This window comes from Kitasatospora herbaricolor (genome assembly GCF_030813695.1).
Classification (GTDB): domain Bacteria; phylum Actinomycetota; class Actinomycetes; order Streptomycetales; family Streptomycetaceae; genus Kitasatospora; species Kitasatospora herbaricolor.
Genome location: NZ_JAUSVA010000002.1, coordinates 4,484,817 through 4,503,946, shown reverse-complemented (window position 1 = coordinate 4,503,946; position 19,130 = coordinate 4,484,817). Strand labels below are relative to the sequence as shown.

14 protein-coding genes, 1 tRNA gene and 1 pseudogene are annotated in these 19,130 nt (G+C 72.2%); 9 read left to right on the top strand and 7 right to left on the bottom strand.

Annotated features, from left to right (window positions below; translation table 11 throughout):
• Positions 1–400 precede the first annotated feature (400 nt).
• Positions 401–471: transfer RNA gene (locus J2S46_RS20135), tRNA-Gly, on the bottom strand.
• A 349-nt stretch (positions 472–820) separates the two neighbouring features.
• Between J2S46_RS20135 and J2S46_RS20130 the strand changes: the two genes are divergently transcribed.
• Complete coding sequence (locus tag J2S46_RS20130) at positions 821–1,042, top strand: hypothetical protein (protein WP_073929123.1); 222 nt, start codon at positions 821–823, stop codon at positions 1,040–1,042.
• A 71-nt stretch (positions 1,043–1,113) separates the two neighbouring features.
• Positions 1,114–1,689, top strand: a complete 576-nt coding sequence (dcd, locus tag J2S46_RS20125; RefSeq protein ID WP_073929122.1) for a dCTP deaminase — start codon at positions 1,114–1,116, stop codon at positions 1,687–1,689.
• A 112-nt stretch (positions 1,690–1,801) separates the two neighbouring features.
• On the opposite strand, the gene J2S46_RS20120 is transcribed toward dcd, so the two are convergent.
• The 4 genes and pseudogenes from J2S46_RS20120 to J2S46_RS20105 all read right to left on the bottom strand — a co-directional run bounded on the left by J2S46_RS20120 (position 1,802) and on the right by J2S46_RS20105 (position 7,721).
• Positions 1,802–2,692, bottom strand: coding sequence for an alanyl-tRNA editing protein (locus J2S46_RS20120; protein ID WP_191288633.1), 891 nt, complete (start codon positions 2,690–2,692; stop codon positions 1,802–1,804).
• A gap of 156 nt (positions 2,693–2,848) precedes the next feature.
• Positions 2,849–3,805, bottom strand: coding sequence for a Yip1 family protein (locus tag J2S46_RS20115; RefSeq protein WP_191288634.1), 957 nt, complete (start codon positions 3,803–3,805; stop codon positions 2,849–2,851).
• Between the two features lie 274 nt (positions 3,806–4,079).
• Positions 4,080–5,144 (bottom strand): annotated as a pseudogene (gene manB / locus J2S46_RS20110) (mannose-1-phosphate guanylyltransferase); the annotation flags it as partial.
• Positions 5,145–5,501: 357 nt separating this feature from the next.
• Positions 5,502–7,721: a (Fe-S)-binding protein gene (locus tag J2S46_RS20105; RefSeq protein WP_191288635.1), complete on the bottom strand. Its 2,220-nt coding sequence runs from the start codon at positions 7,719–7,721 to the stop codon at positions 5,502–5,504.
• A gap of 553 nt (positions 7,722–8,274) precedes the next feature.
• Here J2S46_RS20105 and dnaK point away from each other — a divergent pair.
• The 5 genes from dnaK to J2S46_RS20080 all read left to right on the top strand — a co-directional run bounded on the left by dnaK (position 8,275) and on the right by J2S46_RS20080 (position 13,809).
• Positions 8,275–10,116 carry a molecular chaperone DnaK gene (gene dnaK, locus J2S46_RS20100; protein WP_191288636.1) on the top strand — a complete coding sequence of 614 codons (1,842 nt, stop codon included), beginning with the start codon at positions 8,275–8,277 and terminating at the stop codon, positions 10,114–10,116.
• Positions 10,113–10,730 (top strand): nucleotide exchange factor GrpE, encoded by a 618-nt coding sequence (gene grpE, locus J2S46_RS20095; RefSeq protein ID WP_191288637.1) that lies wholly within the window; start codon positions 10,113–10,115, stop codon positions 10,728–10,730. Before dnaK ends, grpE begins: the two co-directional genes overlap by 4 nt.
• 150 nt (positions 10,731–10,880) lie before the next feature.
• Positions 10,881–12,038, top strand: coding sequence for a molecular chaperone DnaJ (gene dnaJ, locus J2S46_RS20090; RefSeq protein WP_073929116.1), 1,158 nt, complete (start codon positions 10,881–10,883; stop codon positions 12,036–12,038).
• A gap of 7 nt (positions 12,039–12,045) precedes the next feature.
• Entirely contained in the window at positions 12,046–12,555 is a 510-nt protein-coding gene (locus tag J2S46_RS20085; RefSeq protein ID WP_190210973.1) for a heat shock protein transcriptional repressor HspR, read from the top strand.
• 234 nt (positions 12,556–12,789) lie between these two features.
• Entirely contained in the window at positions 12,790–13,809 is a 1,020-nt protein-coding gene (locus tag J2S46_RS20080) for a hypothetical protein (RefSeq protein ID WP_191288638.1), read from the top strand.
• Positions 13,810–13,824: 15 nt separating this feature from the next.
• On the opposite strand, the gene J2S46_RS20075 is transcribed toward J2S46_RS20080, so the two are convergent.
• Positions 13,825–14,067, bottom strand: a complete 243-nt coding sequence (locus J2S46_RS20075; RefSeq protein ID WP_073929113.1) for a hypothetical protein — start codon at positions 14,065–14,067, stop codon at positions 13,825–13,827.
• A 411-nt stretch (positions 14,068–14,478) separates the two neighbouring features.
• Between J2S46_RS20075 and J2S46_RS20070 the strand changes: the two genes are divergently transcribed.
• Positions 14,479–15,105: a TIR domain-containing protein gene (locus J2S46_RS20070; RefSeq protein WP_190210976.1), complete on the top strand. Its 627-nt coding sequence runs from the start codon at positions 14,479–14,481 to the stop codon at positions 15,103–15,105.
• Positions 15,106–15,673: 568 nt separating this feature from the next.
• Here the strand turns inward: J2S46_RS20070 and J2S46_RS20065 are convergent.
• On the bottom strand, positions 15,674–16,651 hold the full coding sequence (locus J2S46_RS20065) for a LuxR C-terminal-related transcriptional regulator (protein WP_191288639.1): 978 nt from the start codon (positions 16,649–16,651) through the stop codon (positions 15,674–15,676).
• A 789-nt stretch (positions 16,652–17,440) separates the two neighbouring features.
• Here J2S46_RS20065 and J2S46_RS20060 point away from each other — a divergent pair.
• Entirely contained in the window at positions 17,441–19,102 is a 1,662-nt protein-coding gene (locus tag J2S46_RS20060) for a hypothetical protein (RefSeq protein WP_191288640.1), read from the top strand.
• Positions 19,103–19,130: the final 28 nt, after the last annotated feature.

Sequence of the window (19,130 nt, the reverse complement as noted above, 5' to 3'; positions counted from 1 at the left end):
GGGAGCGCCCTCACCATGGTCGGTGCGCTCAGAGGCAAGGACTGCCCTGCAGAAGCCCTCGACACCTCCAGCTAACGCTGGGCTCCCGGGCGGCCCCACCGGAGCCATGAGTCGTGGAACATCCACAAGTGGGCGGGCTGTTGGCCATGGCCGGCGACCAGTCGCCCACCGGATGGATCATCCAAGCAACCCCATCGACATCATGGCGCAGATCACAGAAGGCCGATCTCGTGATTTGAGACGAGCGTCGCCCGCCACCCCGAAAGCCGCACTCCGCAGCCGAAATCCCTCGCAACTAACGCCGGGTCAACAGCTATCTGGCACGAATCTGGCACGACGGCCCAACGTTGGCCTAGACAACAAGAAAGCCCCAGGCCATTGACCTGGGGCTTCATCGCTGAGCGGGCGACGAGAATCGAACTCGCGCTATAAGCTTGGGAAGCTCATGTTCTACCATTAAACTACGCCCGCCTGATGAGCCGTCACGAGACCGCTCGATCCACGATCACTCTACCCCATCGTCGCGGGTGCTCGTAGCGCCCTTCGCGTTCGTGCCGCGCTCGCCCGAGGGGCCCGGCCGCCGGCCGGACGGCGCGCGCGATGTGGGTGTGGCGGAGTGGGGTGGGAGTCGCGTCGGAGTGCCCCCGGGAGGGGCGCGGAGGCGTACTGTTCTGGTCGCGTGGAGAGTCCCGGCGGTGCCTTCCCGGGGGCGGCGAGCCGCTGTGCGGAATGTCCGGAAGATCCCCTAATGTGTCGCTGTCCCGCGATGCGAATCCCGTCGGGGCGCCATGAGTACGGGGGAAGAATGGGAAGGGGACCGATGGAGCAGCGCGCCGTCGTTCGTTGTGCCGAGGGGCACCTGTTCAGCACCACCACGTTCCCGATGCAGAATCTCGGCCCGGCGCGGCTGGGGCCGGGGAGACTGATCCGGTGTCCGCAGTGCGGACGGATGCGCAGCTCGGTGCTCGCCGATGTGCGGGAGCTGTCGGAGCCGCAACTGGAGCGGGCGCTGCGGCTGGAGGCCGCGGAGTTCCTGGCCTGAGGCCGGGTGAGGGCGGTGCCGGGCCCCGGGCGGATTCGTCCGGGGCCCGCCCGTGCACGTAACCTCGAAGCGTGCTGCTCTCTGACAAGGACATTCGAACCGAGATCGACAAGGGTCGGGTCGTCATCGACCCCTTCGACCCTTCGATGGTCCAGCCCTCCAGCATCGACGTCCGGCTGGATCGTTTCTTCCGGGTGTTCGAGAACCACCGCTACCCCCACATCGACCCCTCCGAGGAGCAGCCGGACCTGACCCGGCTGGTCGAGCCGGAGGGTGACGAGGCCTTCATCCTGCACCCGGGCGAGTTCGTGCTGGCGTCGACCTACGAGGTCATCTCGCTGCCGGACGACGTCGCCTCCCGGCTGGAGGGCAAGTCGAGCCTCGGCCGGCTCGGGCTGCTGACGCACTCCACGGCCGGCTTCATCGACCCCGGGTTCAGCGGGCACGTCACGCTGGAGCTGTCGAACGTGGCGACGCTGCCGATCAAGCTCTACCCGGGCATGAAGATCGGGCAGCTGTGCCTCTTCCGGCTCTCCTCGCCGTCCGAGCACCCGTACGGCTCCGCACGGTACGGCTCGCGTTACCAGGGCCAGCGCGGCCCGACGGCCTCGCGCTCGCACCTGAACTTCCACCGCAGCCAGGTCTGATCCGGGCAGAGGACGCAGCAGCGGGCGGTCACCCCCTCGGGGGTGGCCGCCCGCAGGCGTTCCCGGGCCGGCCCGACCGGCGCGGGCCCGGGCCCGGGGTTGCCCGTACGGCTCAGGCGCGCTTCGGCCGGGTGACGGCGGTCAGTTCGCTGCCGTCCTCGGAGAGCCGCAGTTCGGTGCGGAGCTCGGCGAGCTCCCCCAGGTGGTGCAGGTGGGTGCCGCCGCAGTAGATCTGCGCGGGGCCTTCCGGCAGTTCGCAGTGCCACTGGCGGCGGGCGGTCAGCTCGGGGCCGGGCGTCTCGACGCGCACCGGTGCGTCGGCGGCGACCCAGGCGGCGAGCAGGTCGTTGACGGCCTCGGTGACGGCGGGCAGGGCCTCGGCGAGGGCGGGCAGCCCGTCGGCGGCCTCGGCCGTGAAGCCCTTCTTCCTGAGCGACTTGCCGAGCCGGTAGGTGTCGGTGCTGGCCTCCGTGTCCATCACCGAGGAGGCCATCGCCAGGCTGTCGAAGTCGGGGTTGCCGAAGGCGTCGGCGCGGCCCGGGTCCTTGCGCCAGCGCGGGGCGAGGGCGGCGTTCAGGGCCAGGGCGAGCAGGTGGCAGCCGCTGTGCGAGGCGCTGAGGGCGGCCCTGCGGCCCGCGTCGACGCTGAGCGAGGCCGGACGGCCGACGATGTCGCCCGGGTCGTCCGTGAGCACGTGCAGGACCAGCCAGGACCACTGCTCGTCGCCGCGCCGGACCGGGATGTCCGCGCCGGCCAGCAGCTCGCCGCCGTCCGGGCCGAGGGCGCCGGTCAGGCAGTCCACGACGGGCCGCTCGACGCCGTCGACCGTGAGGGTCCCGGTGTCGGCGGGCTGGTCCGGCCAGGTGTGGTCGAGCGGGTGGAACGGCGTCGCCGCGGTGACGACGGCGTACCGCCCGTCGGCCAGCGGCCGGACGGCGAGGACCGGTGATTCGCCGGTCACCGCCCCGGCCGGGAAGCTGACGTGCGTGGTGGGGAGGGTCATACGGGCTCCGTGCACTGGTGCGAGGGTGGGTGGCGAGGGCTCCGGGGAGCCGGAAGCGGGGCGGGCCCCGGTACAGGCGGCCCGCCCGGCCATTCTCCCCCGGACGGTGCCCCGCACCGGGGCCCGCCCGGTCACCCGCGTACCCCCGGCCGGCTCTCAGCCCAGGGTCGGCAGCTTGATCAGTACGAGCAGCGCCAGCAGCTGCAGCGAGGCGGCGCCGGCGGCCTTGCCCCAGGGCAGGTCGTGGATCCGGCGCACCATGGCGGTCAGCAGCCCGGCGCAGAGCAGCCAGGTGACCCAGCCGACCACCTGGACGACCAGGTTGTCGGCCGGCAGGAAGAGCGCCAGCAGCAGCCGCGGCGCGTCGGTGCTCCAGCCGATCAGGATCGCCAGGCCGACGGTGGAGCGCCACGGGCCGTCCCCGCCGAACTGCCGGGCCAGCGCGTACGTGACGGCGCCCAGCATGGCGCCGGCGAGGGTGAAGACCACCGCGGAGCCGGCGAGGGCCGACAGCGCGACCGTGAAGGTGGAGTCGAGCACGTCCTCGCGGGTCAGGCCGAGCCCGAGGACGGCGAGCACGCCGTACAGCAGCGAGACGCAGAGCGCGGGCAGCCAGACCTGGTGGTCGCGGGCCCGGTCGAAGGTGGCGTAGGGCGAACGGTAGATGCCGGTCAGCAGCTCGCGCCAGCGCGGGCGCGGCCCGGCCACCCGCGGCGCCGACTGGCCGCCGGCGCGGTAGACCGCGACGTTGTCCTGCCCGTACTCGGGGCCGTAGCCCTGCTGGTCGTACCCCTCCTGCTGGTACCCCTGCTGACCGTAGCCGTCCTGCCCGTACTCCGGCGGGTACTGCTGCGGATACCCCTGCGGGGGGCCGCCGGGGCCACCGGCGTACGGGTCGCCGTCGCCGACCGGGAAGGCCCGGGTGTGGCCGGGCTGGTCGGCGCCGTACGGGTCGTAGCCGCCGGGGCCGGCCGCGGGGCCCCGGCCCTGCGGCGCGGTGAAGTACTCGGGTCCGTCCGCCTGCCCGTACTGCTGCTGCGGATTCCCCCCGGGGGGAGCCGTCCATCTGCGGGGATCGGCGCCCTGACCGCTGTCGTATCGATTGCCAGCCACGTTCCGAAGGTACCGGTCCTTCGGCCCCCGCGGCGGTCGATCAAGGCTCCGGGACGGGATTGCAGCGACTCTGTGACGGGCCGTCCGCGGTCGCCCCGCGCCCCCGCGGCCGTCGCCTCGGCCGGAACGGCCGGGCGGGAGTGCTTCGCGGGCCCTGTGCCGGGCCCGCGAAGCACTCCCGGAACGGGGCCTAGTGCTGGGCGCCGACCCGCGGTGCGTGGACGGCGGCCGCCGCGGAGGCGCCGGCCGGGCAGCCGCCCGGGCCCGCGGTGGTCCGCACGGCGCCGACCGGCAGCAGGGTGCCGCAGGCGATCCGGATGCCGTTCGGCAGTTCGTTGTCGGCCTCGACGGTCGCGCCGTCGCCGATCACGGCGCCGTCCAGCGAGGTGCGGGCACCGATGACGGCGTAGGCGCCGACGATGGAGTCCTTGACGAAGGTGTCCGCGGCGATGGTCGCGCCGGGCAGCACCACGCTGCCCTCGACGATCGCGCCGGCCTCGACCACCGCGCCCTCGGACACCACGGTGCCGGAGCTGAGCACGGCGCCGGGGTGCACGCTGGCGCCGGGCAGCAGCAGGGCGTCGCCGGTCGGGCCGGGGACGGCGGGGGAGTCGACCTTGCCGAGGACCAGGTCGGCGGAGCCGCGGACGAACGCGGCGGGGGTGCCGAGGTCGAGCCAGTACGAGGTGTCCACCACGCCGCGCAGCAGCGCGCCGGTGGCGAGCAGCTCGGGGAAGGTCTCGCGCTCCACGGAGACCTCGCGGCCGGCCGGGATCCGGTCGATCACCGAACGGGTGAAGACGTAGCAGCCCGCGTTGATCTGGTCGGTGACGATCTGCTCGGGCGTCTCCGGCTTCTCCAGGAACTCCAGCACCCGGCCGTCCTCGTCGGTCGGGACGAGGCCGAAGGCCCGCGGGTCCTCGACCCGGGTGAGGTGCAGGGTGACGTCCGCGCCGGCGGCCACGTGGCCGTCGCGCAGGCCGGCGATGTCGACGCCGGACAGGATGTCGCCGTTGAAGACCAGGACCGGCTCGTCGGGGCCGCAGGTGAGGCCGGACGCGGCGTTGCGGATCGCTCCGCCGGTGCCCAGCGGCTCGCGCTCGGTCAGGTAGACCAGCTCGATCCCGTACGGGGTGCCGTCCTGGAAGTGGTCCTCGAACACCTCGGCCAGGTAGGACGTGGCGAGCACGACCCGGGTGACGCCGGCGGCCGCGGCGCGGGCCAGCTGGTGTGCGATGAACGGGACGCCCGCCACGGGGAGCATGGGCTTGGGGGTGTGGGTCGTCAACGGGCGCAGTCGCGTGCCCTTGCCGCCGACCAGCATGATCGCCTCGGTCATGGTCTGCGCTGTTCCCCTTGTGCTCCGGTGTGGCGCCGCCGCCGGTGCGGCTGCAGCCTCCGCTGGTGGTGGTCCCCGCCCGGTCCGTCCGGGTGCGGGACAGACCCGCACGGCGCGGGTCAGGCGCCTACTGTATTTCCTTCCCGCGGCGGCCCGGTCAGGCGCCCGCCCGATTGGCGGGACGTCCAGCCGGACGAGGGCCCGGGCGCGGCCCCGGGACGACCGGGCCCGGCCGACGCCGAGGAAGCGCGGACCGGGCCCGGTTGTAGCAGAACTTGTAGCAGAACTGTCGAACGGCGCCGCTCGGGCGGCGCCCGCCCGGCCGGCCCGCACGGGTGGCGGGCCGGCCGGTACGGGTCAGGCGTCCACGGTCTCCGGGGCCGCCTCGGCGGTCGGCGCCGCCTTGACGGACTCCAGCAGCAGCTGGGCCACGTCGACCACCTTCAGGTGCTCCTTGGCCGCGCCCTCGTTCTTCTTGCCGTTGGCCGAGTCGGAGAGCATCACCAGGCAGAACGGGCAGGCGGTGGAGACGATGTCGGGGTTGAGCGACAGCGCCTCGTCCATCCGCTCGTTGTTGATGCGCTTGCCGATCCGCTCCTCCATCCACATCCGCGCGCCGCCGGCGCCGCAGCAGAAGCCGCGCTCCTTGTGGCGGTGCATCTCCTGCTGGCGCAGGCCGGGGACCTTGTCCATGATCTCGCGCGGCGGGCTGTAGACCTTGTTGTGCCGGCCCAGGTAGCAGGGGTCGTGGTAGGTGATCAGACCCTCGACCGGGTTGACCGGCAGCAGCTTGCCCTCGTCGATCAGGTGCTGCAGCAGCTGGGTGTGGTGGATGACCTCGAAGTGGCCGCCCAGCTGCGGGTACTCGTTGGCGATGGTGTTGAAGCAGTGCGGGCAGGTCGCCACGATCCGCTTGGCCGGGGCGTCCTCCAGCGCGGCGTTCAGCGTCTCGACGTTCTGCGCGCCGAGCATCTGGAAGAGGAACTCGTTGCCCAGGCGGCGCGGGGAGTCACCCGAGCAGGTCTCCTCCTTGCCGAGGATCGCGAACTTGACGCCCGCGGTGTGCAGCAGCTCGGCGAAGGCCTTGGTGGTCTTCTTCGCGCGGTCCTCCAGGGCGCCGGCGCAGCCGACCCAGTAGAGGTACTCGACCTCGGCCGGGTCGATGTCCTCACCGATCACCGGCACCTCGATGCCGGTCTCCTTCTTGAGCTCCTTGACCCAGTCCAGGCGCGCCTTGGTGGCCATGCCCCACGGGTTGCCCTTGTTCTCCAGGTTCTTGAGCATCGTCCCGGCCTCGGTCGGGAAGGAGCTCTCGATCATCACCTGGTAGCGGCGCATGTCGACGATGTGGTCGATGTGCTCGATGTCCACCGGGCACTGCTCGACGCAGGCGCCGCAGCTGGTGCAGGACCAGAGCACGTCCGGGTCGATGACGCCGTTCTCCTCGGCGGTGCCGATCAGCGGGCGCTCGGCCTCGGCCAGCGCGGCCGCCGGGACGTCCTTGAGCTGCTCGGCGGTGGCGATCTCGTTGCCCTCGGCGTCCTTGCCGCCGCCGGCCAGCAGGTACGGCGCCTTGGCGAAGGCGTGCTCGCGCAGGCTCATGATCAGCAGCTTGGGGGAGAGCGGCTTGCCGGTGTTCCAGGCGGGGCACTGCGACTGGCAGCGGCCGCACTCGGTGCAGGTGGAGAAGTCGAGGATGCCCTTCCAGGAGAAGTGCTCGACCTGGGAGACGCCGAAGACGGCGTCGTCGGCCGGGTCCTCGAAGTCGATCGGGGCGCCGCCGCTGGTCATCGGCCGCAGCGCGCCGAGGGCGACGGAGCCGCTCTCCTCGCGCTTGAAGAAGATGTTGAAGAAGGCGAGGAAGCGGTGCCAGGCCACACCCATCGACGGGTTGACGCCGATGGTCGTCGCCCAGGCGAAGGAGATGCAGATCTTCAGCATCGCGAACAGGTAGATCAGGTTCTCCAGCGTGCTGTGCGAGAGGCCCTTGAAGGCCAGCACCAGCGGGTACGAGACCAGGTACGCGGCCTCGTAGGACTCGACGCCCGCCAGGGCGCCCTCCAGCCCGCGGAGCACCATGATGCAGATGCCGATGCCGAGGATCGTGTACTCGACGTAGAACGCCTGCCAGGCGATCGAGCCGGCGAAGCGGGACTTGCGGCCGGCCCGGCCGGGCAGGCTGAGCAGCCGGATCACGATCAGGGTCGCGATGCCCAGCGTGGTCAGGGTGCCGACCAGCTCGGTGAAGATCTCGAACGGCAGCCAGTGGCCGATCACGGGGATCGTCCACTCGGCGTCGAAGAGCTGCCCGAAGGCCGTGACCAGGGTGGTGATCAGGGTGAAGAAGCCGACCGCGACGAACCAGTGGGCGACGCCGACGACGCCCCACTGGTTCATCCGGGTGTGGCCGAGGAACTCGACGGCCACCGTCTTCGCCCTCCGCACCGGGTTCCCGGTGCGGGTGGCGTCCGGCGAGCCGGTCTTCACCACCTTGTAGATGTACGCGGCCGCACGGGCGGCGAGCGCGGTGCCGATCACAGTGGTGACCAGCGAGATGACGATCGCTGCTAGCTGCATCGGCTCTCCGTCTCCTGCGGCTGGGGTCGAGCTGTGTGTAGAAGGGGTCCGACCGATTGTACTCATCGGTAACTTGCAGGTGGACCTCGGCGGAGACTATCGCTCGTTAACGCCCGTTCAGAAGATGCGCAAGGTATGGCGGCAGTCACTAAGGGCTTACTCACCTGTTTGGTTGAGGCTCCCTCGCCGGGGTGGCCTTCCGCCGGCCGGTGCTGCGGGGGGTGCGCGAACGGATGGGGGGCTTTCTTCGGCCGGTGCCGCGGGGCGTGCGCGAGGGGGTTCGGGCTTCGGTCGGTGGGGTCCGGTGCGGGTGCTCGTGCGGGCGGCGGGGTGCCGCCGGCGGGTGCTTCGTGGGGTGGTGGTCGGAGTCGGTGGCCGTCGGCGGGGCGGGAACGTGTGCTGGTCGGGCCAGGTGGAACGGCGTGGCGCGGGATGCCGTACAGATAAGCGCGCAGTAAAGTTGAGTGGCGACGGCTCAAGCCTGTTGACGCTCCCGATCTCGTCAGGCATGCTTGAGCCCGTAAAGCTCAACTCTTCCGTGGAGGTATTTACGATGGCACGCGCGGTCGGCATCGACCTCGGTACGACGAACTCGGTCGTCAGCGTTCTGGAGGGCGGCGAGCCCACCGTCATCACGAACGCCGAGGGCGCTCGGACCACGCCGTCCGTCGTCGCCTTCGCCAAGAACGGCGAGGTGCTGGTCGGCGAGGTCGCCAAGCGCCAGGCGGTCACGAACGTGGACCGGACCATCCGCTCGGTGAAGCGCCACATGGGCACCGGGTGGAAGGTCAACCTGGACGGCAAGGACTTCAACCCCCAGCAGATCTCCGCCTTCATCCTGCAGAAGCTCAAGCGGGACGCCGAGGCCTACCTGGGCGAGACGGTCACCGACGCCGTCATCACCGTTCCGGCGTACTTCTCGGACTCCGAGCGCCAGGCGACCAAGGAGGCCGGTGAGATCGCGGGCCTCAACGTCCTGCGCATCGTCAACGAGCCGACCGCGGCCGCCCTGGCCTACGGCCTCGACAAGGACGACCAGACCATCCTGGTCTTCGACCTCGGCGGCGGCACCTTCGACGTCTCCCTGCTGGAGATCGGCGACGGGGTCGTCGAGGTGAAGGCCACCAACGGTGACAACCACCTCGGTGGTGACGACTGGGACCAGAAGGTCGTCGACCACCTGGTGAAGGTCTTCCAGGCCGGCCACGGCGTCGACCTGTCCAAGGACAAGATGGCCCTGCAGCGTCTGCGCGAGGCCGCCGAGAAGGCCAAGATCGAGCTGTCCTCGTCCTCCGAGACCTCGATCAACCTGCCCTACATCACGGCCTCCGCCGAGGGCCCGCTGCACCTGGACGAGAAGCTCACCCGAGCCCAGTTCCAGCAGCTCACCGCCGACCTGCTGGAGCGCTGCAAGACCCCGTTCCACAACGTCATCAAGGACGCGAACATCTCGCTGTCCGAGATCGACCACGTGGTCCTGGTCGGTGGCTCGACCCGTATGCCGGCCGTCGCCGAGCTGGTCAAGGAGATGACCGGCGGCCAGGACGCCAACAAGGGCGTGAACCCGGACGAGGTCGTCGCCATCGGCGCCGCCCTGCAGGCCGGTGTCCTGAAGGGCGAGGTCAAGGACGTCCTGCTGCTCGACGTCACCCCGCTGTCCCTGGGTATCGAGACCAAGGGCGGCATCATGACCAAGCTGATCGAGCGCAACACCACGATCCCGACCAAGCGCTCGGAGATCTTCACCACGGCCGAGGACAACCAGCCGTCCGTGCAGATCCAGGTCTACCAGGGCGAGCGCGAGATCGCCTCGTACAACAAGAAGCTCGGCATGTTCGAGCTGACCGGCCTGCCCCCGGCCCCGCGCGGCCTGCCGCAGATCGAGGTCACCTTCGACATCGACGCCAACGGCATCATGCACGTCGGCGCGAAGGACCTCGGCACCGGCAAGGAGCAGCGGATGACCGTCACCGGTGGCTCCGCGCTGCCGAAGGACGACATCGAGCGCATGATGCGCGAGGCCGAGCAGTACGCCGAGGAGGACCACAAGCGTCGCGAGTCGGTCGAGACCCGCAACCAGGCCGAGCAGCTCGTCTACTCGACCGAGAAGTTCATCGCGGACAACACCGACAAGCTCCCGGCCGACGTCAAGACCGAGGTCGAGGCCGCGATCACCGAGCTCAAGGAAGCCCTCAAGGGTGAGGACATCGCGGCCATCCGCGAGGCCACCGAGAAGGTCTCCACCACCGCCCAGAAGCTCGGCACGGCGCTCTACGCCAACGCCGACGCCGCCGGTGCGGCCGCCGGTGAGGGCGCGTCGGCCGGCGCCCCCGAGGACGACGTGGTCGACGCCGAGATCGTCGACGACGAGAAGCCCAAGGGTGGTGCGGCATGACGGAGAAGCCGCAGGGCGCTGAGCCCGGCGACGACTCCGCCGCCGAGGAGGCTGTCCTGAAGGCCGCCGAAGAGGCGGTCTCCGGCGGTACCTCGGAGGAGCTCGCCGCTGCCAAGCGTGAGCTGGCCGAGCGCACTGGTGACCTCCAGCGCCTGCAGGCCGAGTACCAGAACTACCGCAAGCGGGTCGAGCGGGACCGTCTGACGGTGCGCGAGATCGCGGTCTCCAACATCCTGGAGAGCCTGATCCCGGTGCTGGACGACATCGGCCGGGCCCGCGAGCACGGCGAGGTGACGGGCGGCTTCAAGTCCGTCTCCGACAGCCTGGAGACGGTCGTCGCCAAGCTGGGCCTGCAGCAGTTCGGCAAGGAGGGCGAGCCCTTCGACCCGACGATGCACGAGGCGCTGATGCACAGCTACTCCTCGGACGTCACCGAGGACACCTGCGTGCAGATCCTCCAGCCGGGCTACCGGATCGGCGAGCGGATCATCCGCCCGGCGATGGTCGCGGTCGCGGAGCCCCAGCCGGGCACCCAGACCACGTCCGGGCCGGACGACGCCGAGAAGGCGGCGGACGCCGAGGCCGACAAGGCTGACGGTGGCGCGGAAAGCTGACACCCTGTGCGCTGCGGAGTCGTACGTCGTCCAGTACGGCGAACGGCTCCGCAGTGCCGTGTCCGCGGGTGGTACCGGCGGGGCGGACAGCGCCGCCGGCACCGCCCGGGGGTACCAAGGATCTATTGACTCTGGGAGGTGGCGGCAGCCATGAGCGGCAAGGACTACGTGGAAAAGGACTACTACAAGGTCCTCGGCGTGCCCAAGGACGCCACCGCCACCGAGATCAAGAAGACGTACCGGAAGCTGGCGCGGGAGTTCCACCCCGACGCCAACAAGGGTGACGCCAAGGCGGAGGACCGCTTCAAGGACATCTCCGAGGCCTACGACGTCCTCTCGGACGACAAGCGCCGCAAGGAGTACGACGAGGCGCGCACCCTCTTCGCCAACGGCGGCTACCGGGCCGGTGGTCCCGGTGGCGGCAACTACAGCTTCGACTTCGGCGACCTCTTCAGCGGCACCCAGGGCGGTGCCGGCGGCGGGGGCGGCGGGATCGGCGACGTCTTCGGCGGTCTGTTCGGGCGGGGCGGGCGCCAGGCCCAGCCGCGCCGCGGCGCCGACGTCGAGACCGAGGTGACCCTCAGCTTCGAGGAGGCGGTGGACGGCGCGACCGTGCCGCTGCGGATGACCAGCCAGGCGCCCTGCCGCTCCTGCAGCGGCACCGGGGCGAGGGCCGGCACCACGCCGCGGGTCTGCCCGACCTGCGTCGGCGCCGGCACCGTCAGCCGGGGCCAGGGCGCCTTCGCGCTCTCCGAGCCCTGCCGGGACTGCCGCGGCCGCGGCATGATCGTCGACGACCCGTGCCAGGACTGCCACGGCAGCGGCCGGGCCAGCTCGGCCCGCACCATGCAGGTGCGGATCCCGGCCGGCGTCCAGGACAGCCAGAAGATCCGGCTCAAGGGCAAGGGCGCCCAGGGCGAACGCGGCGGCCAGCCCGGCGACCTGTTCGTCCTGGTCCACGTCGACCCGCACCCGGTCTTCGGGCGCAAGGGCGACAACCTGACGGTCAGTGTGCCGGTGTCCTTCCCCGAAGCGGCGTTGGGCGGCACCATCGAGGTGCCGACGCTGAAGGGCCCGGCGGTGAAACTCAGACTGCCCGCGGGGAGTGCCAACGGCCTCACCCTGCGGGCCCGGGGCAAGGGCGCCACCCGCAAGGACGGCACCCGCGGGGACCTGCTGGTCACCGTGGACGTCGTGGTACCGCAGCACGTCACCGGCGACGCGCTGACGGCTCTGGAGCAGTACCGCGAGGCCACCGCCTCGGACGACCCGCGGGCCGCCCTCTTCCGGGCGGCGGAGGGAGCGTGACCAGCACATGAACCGTGACTCGATCGGCGTCGGCCTCGGCGACGGCCTCCCCGGAGGCCCCCGTCCCGGCCGGCCCACCCGCAGCCCGGCAGGCAACCCGGCGTACGTGCTGACCGAGGACACCCCGGTCTACGTGATCTCGGTCGCCGCCGAGCTCTCCGGCCTGCATCCCCAGACCCTGCGCCAGTACGACCGGCTCGGCCTGGTCTGCCCCGACCGGACGGCCGGGCGCGGCCGGCGCTACTCCGCCCGGGACATCCAGCAGCTGCGCGAGGTGCAGCGGCTGTCCCAGGACGAGGGCATCAACCTGGCCGGGATCAAGCGCATCATCGAGCTGGAGAACCAGGTCGCCGCGCTGCAGTCGCGGATCACCGAGCTGGCCGATTCCCTGGAAGGCGCCGCGAGCGCGCTCCAGCAGCGCGAGGCCGCGGTGCACGCCTCCTACCGCCGGGATCTGGTTCCGTACCAGCAGGTCACGCAGTCCAGCGCACTCGTGGTCTGGCGGCCCAAGCGGTAAAGCCGGCATTGTCATGGGCAGGTCGCCGACGGTCTATTCCACCGACCGTCGGCGGCCTTCGGCCGTTCCCGAACTTGTTCTGCGCACAACATCTTTCTTGCTCTCCGCGCCGAAAAGCCGGATCGTGGACGGTAGTGCCAAGCGTCAACTCCTATACGGTATTCACTGGTATCAGGGTGGGTGAGTACGGCCGATCTTCCAACTATCGGCCTGGCGGGGGTCAAGGAGCCATAAATGGGCGGCACCGATGAGCCAGGAGTGACCGAGGGCGGACTTGGTGTTCTGTCCGCGGGCGCCCGGACGCTCTACCTCTCGGCGGTCCGGTCGGGAGGCCGGCTGGTCCCCGCCGAGTCGGGTTGTGACGGCACCAGTCAGCTGCGCGAGCTGGTGGAGATCGGCCTGCTGGTCCCCGACATGGACGATCCCGGGGTCCTGGTGGCGGTCGACCCGCGGCAGCTGACGGCCGGCCTCTCCGCCGCCTGGCAGCGCAAGGCGCTGGAGCTGCTCAGCCGGTCGATGGCCCTGCCCAGCGACTTCCAGCAGCTCAGCCAGGCCTACAGCGAGGTGGGCGCCGACCCCCGGGAGGGCGGCCCGGTCGAGCACCTGGTGGGCAAGACCGAGATCAACCAGCGGCTGTCCGCGCTCTTCGAGGGCAGCACCAAGGAGATACTCAGCGCCCAGCCCGGCGGCGGGGCCAGGTCGTTCCCCACGGAGGCGGCGATAGCGCTCGACGTGGGCATCCTGCGGCGCGGGGTGTCCCGGCGGACCATCTACCAGCCGAGCACCCGCTACTCGGCGCCCACCAGGCACTACGTCACGGCGATGACGGCCGAGGGCGGCCAGGTCCGCACCCTGGACGAGCCGTTCACCCGGCTGATGATCATCGACCGGACGGTGGCGGTCATCCCCGGCAGCGGCGACACGGAGCGGGCCGCCTTCATCCGGGACGAGGCCGTGATCGGCTACCTGCTGAGCCTCTTCGAGGGCTGCTGGGAGCGGGCCATACCCTTCCTCGGCAACGGCGACGTGCCGCCGGAGGTCGTGACCCGGCTGCGCCGCAACATCGTGCGGATGATGCTGCAGGGGGTCGGCCACCGGGTCATCGCCCGCAACCTGGGCCTCAGCGAGCGCACGCTCGCACGGCACATCGCCGAACTCCGCGAGGAGTACGACGCCGAGACCCTCTTCCAGCTGGGGTGGAAGCTCTCGGAGAGCTTCCACCGGCTGCCCGAAGGTGACGGCGACCTCGACTGACGGAGCGGCCCTGGATCAGGTCCAGATGAGGTCGCCGGTGAGCGACTGCGTTGCGGGGCGGGGGGTGGCGACGGTCCAGATCAGGTCTCCGTCGCCCGCCGGCTGCGGTGCCGGCTGGGGCGCCACCGTGACCGTCTCGACGGGGTTGGCCGGGACGGACCTGTTCCAGATCAGGTCGGCGCTCGCCGGACCGGAGCCGACGAAAAGGGCTGCTCCGGCGAGGAGGGCCACGGTGACGAGACGACGCGCCTTGCGCACAAGACCACTTCCTTCAAGATCAGGCCTACATGACTACTGCGGTTCACATTCGATCGACTGTGCCCGCCGTTGTCCAGGAACGGCAATCGATTCTGCCGGATTCCTGATCCTCAATCTTTCGAAGCGAAGCTAACTCTGGCAGATGGTCGGCGGGAGCAGTAGGGCGGGGGGCTGTCATCTCTCTGCCAGGCAGCCAGATGACACCGCGTGACAGTGGACGCCTTTGCGGTGCTTGTTGGACGATCAGCTCATGGTTTCCGCAGACCATACCAGGCATATCGCCACATATTGATCCGTCAACCAAAACTCAACACTGGCATCCGAATGCCGTGAGCGTCGGTCACCGCCAGCCCGAAAGCCCGCAGGCCGACCCGAGCCCCCGCTCCGGCCGGCCATTCCCCCGGAGTCGACATGAGTGAGCCCTACCAGCGCGATCACGCCGGTCATGCCCCCGAGGGCCGGCGAGCCCGAGTGTTCCTCGCCGCGCCGTTGATGCGACTGACCGGGCCTGCCGACAGCGTGGTGACCCTGGCGAGCCGGACCAGGCTGACCACGCTCCGGTCCACGCTGCTGCGCAGCGGTGCCGCCGTGTACAGCGCCCACCACAGCGACGCCTGGACGGTGGCCGGCCGGGCGCCCGAGCCGCGGGTCCCCTCCGACTTCCGCGCGCTGCAGACCGCCGACCTGGTGTTCGCGTACGTCGGGGCGCCGCTCAGCGCCGGGGTCAGCCTGGAGCTCGGCTGGGCGTCCGCGCTGCGCAAGCCCGTCGTCCTGCTGGTCGACGAGGCGATCACCCACAACCCGCTGATCGCCACCATCGAGCAGGTCGCCCCCGTGCTGCCGCTCGTCTTCGACGACACCTGGTCGCAGGAGGCCCTGCGGCACACCGTGGAGACCGCGCTCGACTGGGCCGGCATGGCGCTCTCGCTGCGCGAGGGCTTCTGGACCGCCCCCGGCGAGCACTTCACCATCCCGCGCCAGCAGCCGCCGGCCGTCGGACCGTTCGACTTCTGGGCCACCGGCGCCGCGACCGGCTGACCCCCGGCACCACGTTCCGTCCACCGGGACACACCCCGGCTCCCCGCACCTGCCGGCCCGGCCGGAAGAGCCACTCGGCGCCGTACCGCTCCCGCTACCCCGGGCGGCGGCCGGCAACCGCACGCTCGCCAGGCCCTCCCGACTGCTGATCACCCACCGGGTCACCCCCCGGGACGGCAGCCGCCCGAACCGGACGTCGGCAGACCGCCCGCACCCGCTCCCGGTGCCGGGCACTCCCCGGCGCCTCCGCGCGGCCCGCTGACCGTCCCGCGCGCGGCGCACCGTCAGGACGCCGGCCACGCCCCGGACGCCGACCGCCGTCGGGCCGACGGCCGGCGGCACGCCGACCGCCGCCGGACACCGCAGCCCTGCCGGCGACCGCCGCGCCACCGGACATCGCCCCCCACGTGCCCCACCCGTACCGGCAGGACCGCCCGGCAGCGTCGCCGCGGACCCCGCCCGGCGGACCGCCCCCTCCCGGGCGAGCCGCCGGCGGAACCGATCCGGGCGGTACGTGGCCCGTGCCGGCGCCGAGGGCCGGCCGCCGGGCCGGGGGGTGGCGGTGCGTTCACTCACCCCGGCCGCCCCGCATCAGCCAGCCCAGCTGGAACAGCGTCTGGGCACCGTGCCGCTCGCGCAGCCGCGCGATGTGGGCGGCCACGGTGCGCTCGCTGAGGCCGAGCCGGGTGGCCACCGCGCGCTGGGTGAGCCCGGTGGCGAGCAGCCGGCCGACCCGGTCGGCGGCCAGCCGGGCCGCTCCCTTGGCCGCCGCCGGTTCCCACTCGACCGAGTCGGCCCGGGCCCAGTCGCGCTCGAAGACGGCGACCAGGAAGGCGACGGCGGCGGGGTCGGAGATGAACGCCGCCCGGCTGTGGTCGTCGGCGGCGGGCACCACGGCGATCGACCGGTCGACGATGATCATCCGCTGGAAGGGCTCGTCCAGGACCCTGAGCCGGGCCCCGAGCCGGGACACCTCCAGCGCGTAGTCGGCCGCGCTGCCGTCCAGGACGGCCGTCGGCTGGTACAGCGTGCGCAGGCTCCGGCCGCTCAACAGCAGCGGGACGTCCTGACGCAGGGCCAGCGCCATCGTGGTGGCCTCGCGGGTGCCGGGCTGCGCCGTGAGCAGCCCCTCCTGGCAGTCCGAGAGCAGCTCCGCGATCCGGTGCCGGATGGCCTCGCGGCCTTGGACCAGGGTGGTGTCACCGCGCTGGTCGGGCAGCCGGGGAACGGCGTCGTAGGCCTTGGTCAGGCCGTCCAGCGCGGTCGGCAGGCCCTCCGCTCGGACCAGCAACCGGGTTGCCTCGGAGCGGAGTTCGGCGCCGAGCCGGTCGGTCACGGCGCGCGGGCTGACCGCCGTGTAGGAGGCGTCCACCGCGTTCGGCATCAGCAGGCCGGTGTCGAGGAGCTGCCGCAGGGCGGGCTCGGCGGAGGGTGCCACCGCGCTGACCGGTATCCGCCCGCCCTCGGCCAGGATCGCCAGGTACAGCTGCCGGGCCGGCTCGTCCGGCACACCCGTGCCCTGGCCGGCCGTCGGATCCGCGGTCACTCGAACAACTCCCTGCCGGATGTCCCTCAACGTCCGATCATGATCGCAGGGGAGGTGCATGTCCGCGATCAAGGACTCCGCTTGCCGGCGGCCCCCCGGGCCGGCCGTGCGCTGGCACGCCCGGCCCCAGGGGCCCGCCGGTGAACGCCAAGCTCACGGCGCTTCCGATGAGGCGGAGCAGCAACGCCTCACCGGCCCCGGAGACGGGAGGCCATCACCACACATGGCTTCCCCCCGGTGCTCTTCCCCCCGTGTGCGCCGGCACGGACGTACCGGGCGCACCCATGCGAAGAGCAAGTCGCCTTCATCGGGCTGCGACGGCCCGGACGACTTGGCGTGTCTCCACCATCACAGTGTGTCGGCCGGTGAACAAGTGGCGCCTGATTGCAGGTTTCCGCAAGTGCAGGAACTTGCAGCGGAGGCCGGTGCCACTCCGGGGGAAATTCGCCCCGTTCCGCGCATTTCCGTACGCCGGCCCGACCGGCCGAACGGTCATTCGGCGCAGGAGTTCGAACCGGACTACGCCTTCCCCCCCTCCGGGCGGATTTCCGCCGCCGCCGGAGGACACCCGCGGGCGGCCCGCCGGCGCCGGCCGGCCGCCGGTGCGGCGCTGCCCGGCCACCACCCGTACAGGCGATGTTCCGGCGGCCGTCCCGGCGCCGTCGCGCGCCCTGGGAAGGGTGCTACGTGTACGAGTCGGGCGGCGGTGGAACGAAGTGGCGTCGCCGGGGCGGTAGTGGTTTGATCCGGAGTGCTGCGCGTCATGTTCTGTGGGGGAGTGGGCTTTTCATGGGGGACTCGCCGGTACGCCGGAGACCTTGGGCAGGCGGCGCCGCGACGGCGTTCTCGGTCGCGGCCCTGGCGGCCGCGGCGGGCGCGCTGCCCGCCCACGCGGACAGCTCCCGGACCTCGTTCACGGTGACCGCGAGCGCGCGCACCCTGGTCGCCCCGGCCGCGGACGGCGCCGGCGGCTTCTCCGACCTGCTGGTCTCCTTCGCGGCCGACGACGGCAGCAGTGCTCTGGCCGGCGTCAAGGTCGCCGTCGACGGCCGGCAGCTGGCCCGGCTCGCCGAGCTGCGCCTGCCCGCACCCTGCACCTTCACCGACGCCGAGCACCTGCAGGCGATCTGCGCACCCGGGGACTTCGCGGGCGGCGGCGGACACCTGACGCTCGGCGTACGGGCCGCCCAGGGCGCGCCGGCCGGTGCCACCGGAACGGTCCTCTTCACCGTCACCGCCACCAACGCCACCGTGAACCGCGCCTCCGGACGGGACGTCACCGAGGTGCGCGTCGGCGAGGGCCCCCAGCTCTCCGTCGCCCAGCTGCCGGTCCTGACCCGGACGAAGCCGGGCGCCACCGTCACCCTCGCCACCGGCCTCACCAACCAGGGCGACCGCGAGGCCCACGGCGTGCTGCTGTGGTTCCGGATACCCGAGGGGTACGCCCCGGCCGCCGCCTTCGGGGACTTCGGCAACTGCCGCTACCCGGACCGCGCCGCCGGCCTGGTGCTCTGCCGCTTCGACGACGCCGTGGTCCGCCCCGGCGAGGTGCTGCGCCTCTCCGTACCCGTGGCCCTGGCGGCCGGCGACGACCCGCGTGACGGGCGGTTCGAGTACGGCGCGGACCTCGCCGGCGGCCCCACGGAGCGCGGGCTCACCGCCGCCCAGGGCGCCGGCCGGCCGGGCACCGGGGCGCCGCTGACCCTGACCGCCGGCCAGGCCGGCGGCTTCGGCAGCGAGAGCGCCTCCACCTACCTGGAGACCGGCCGGCCGTACGCCCTGTCCGCCGTCGCCGGCGATGTCGCGGGCGTCCAGGGCGCGACCGTGCCGGCCACCTTCGCCCTGCGCAACGACGGGGACGCGCCCGCGGCGCTCCACGGCGGCCGCCCGGCGGACGGCGACCCGGCCGGCCTGCTGCTGAGCTTCCCGTCCGGGGTCCGGATAGCCGGCGCGCCGGCCGACTGCGCCCAGCGGCCGGCCGAACCCACGGTCTACCTGTGCGCCCGGACCCGGACGCTGGCGCCCGGGGAGTTCCAGGCCTACACCTTCCAGGTACTGCTCGCCGATCCGCTGGACCGGGCACCCGGCCGGGCCTCCGTCGAGGGCCAGGCCCTCGCCGGCGCCGCGCTGTTCACCGTCACCTCGGGCGCCGCGCCGGCGCCCACCACGGTCCGCAGCTACACCGCCGCCCCCGGGCCCGCCCTGCGCGCCGTCGCCCCGGCCGCGGAGGAGAGCGGCCCGGAGCCGTCCGCCCCGCCGGCCGCCGCGGTGACCGCGGCCGCGCCCGCACCGTCCCCGACCTCGCAGGCCTCCCTCGGCACGGGACTGGCCGAGACCGGCGCGGGCACCAGCGGGTTGTCGCTGGCCGCCACCGGCGGGCTCGCCGTGGGCCTCGGCCTGGGGCTGATCGGCATGGCGGCGCGCCGCCACTGGGCCGGCAACCGGGGCTGACCGGTCAGCCCCGGCGGCCGCCCCGCGC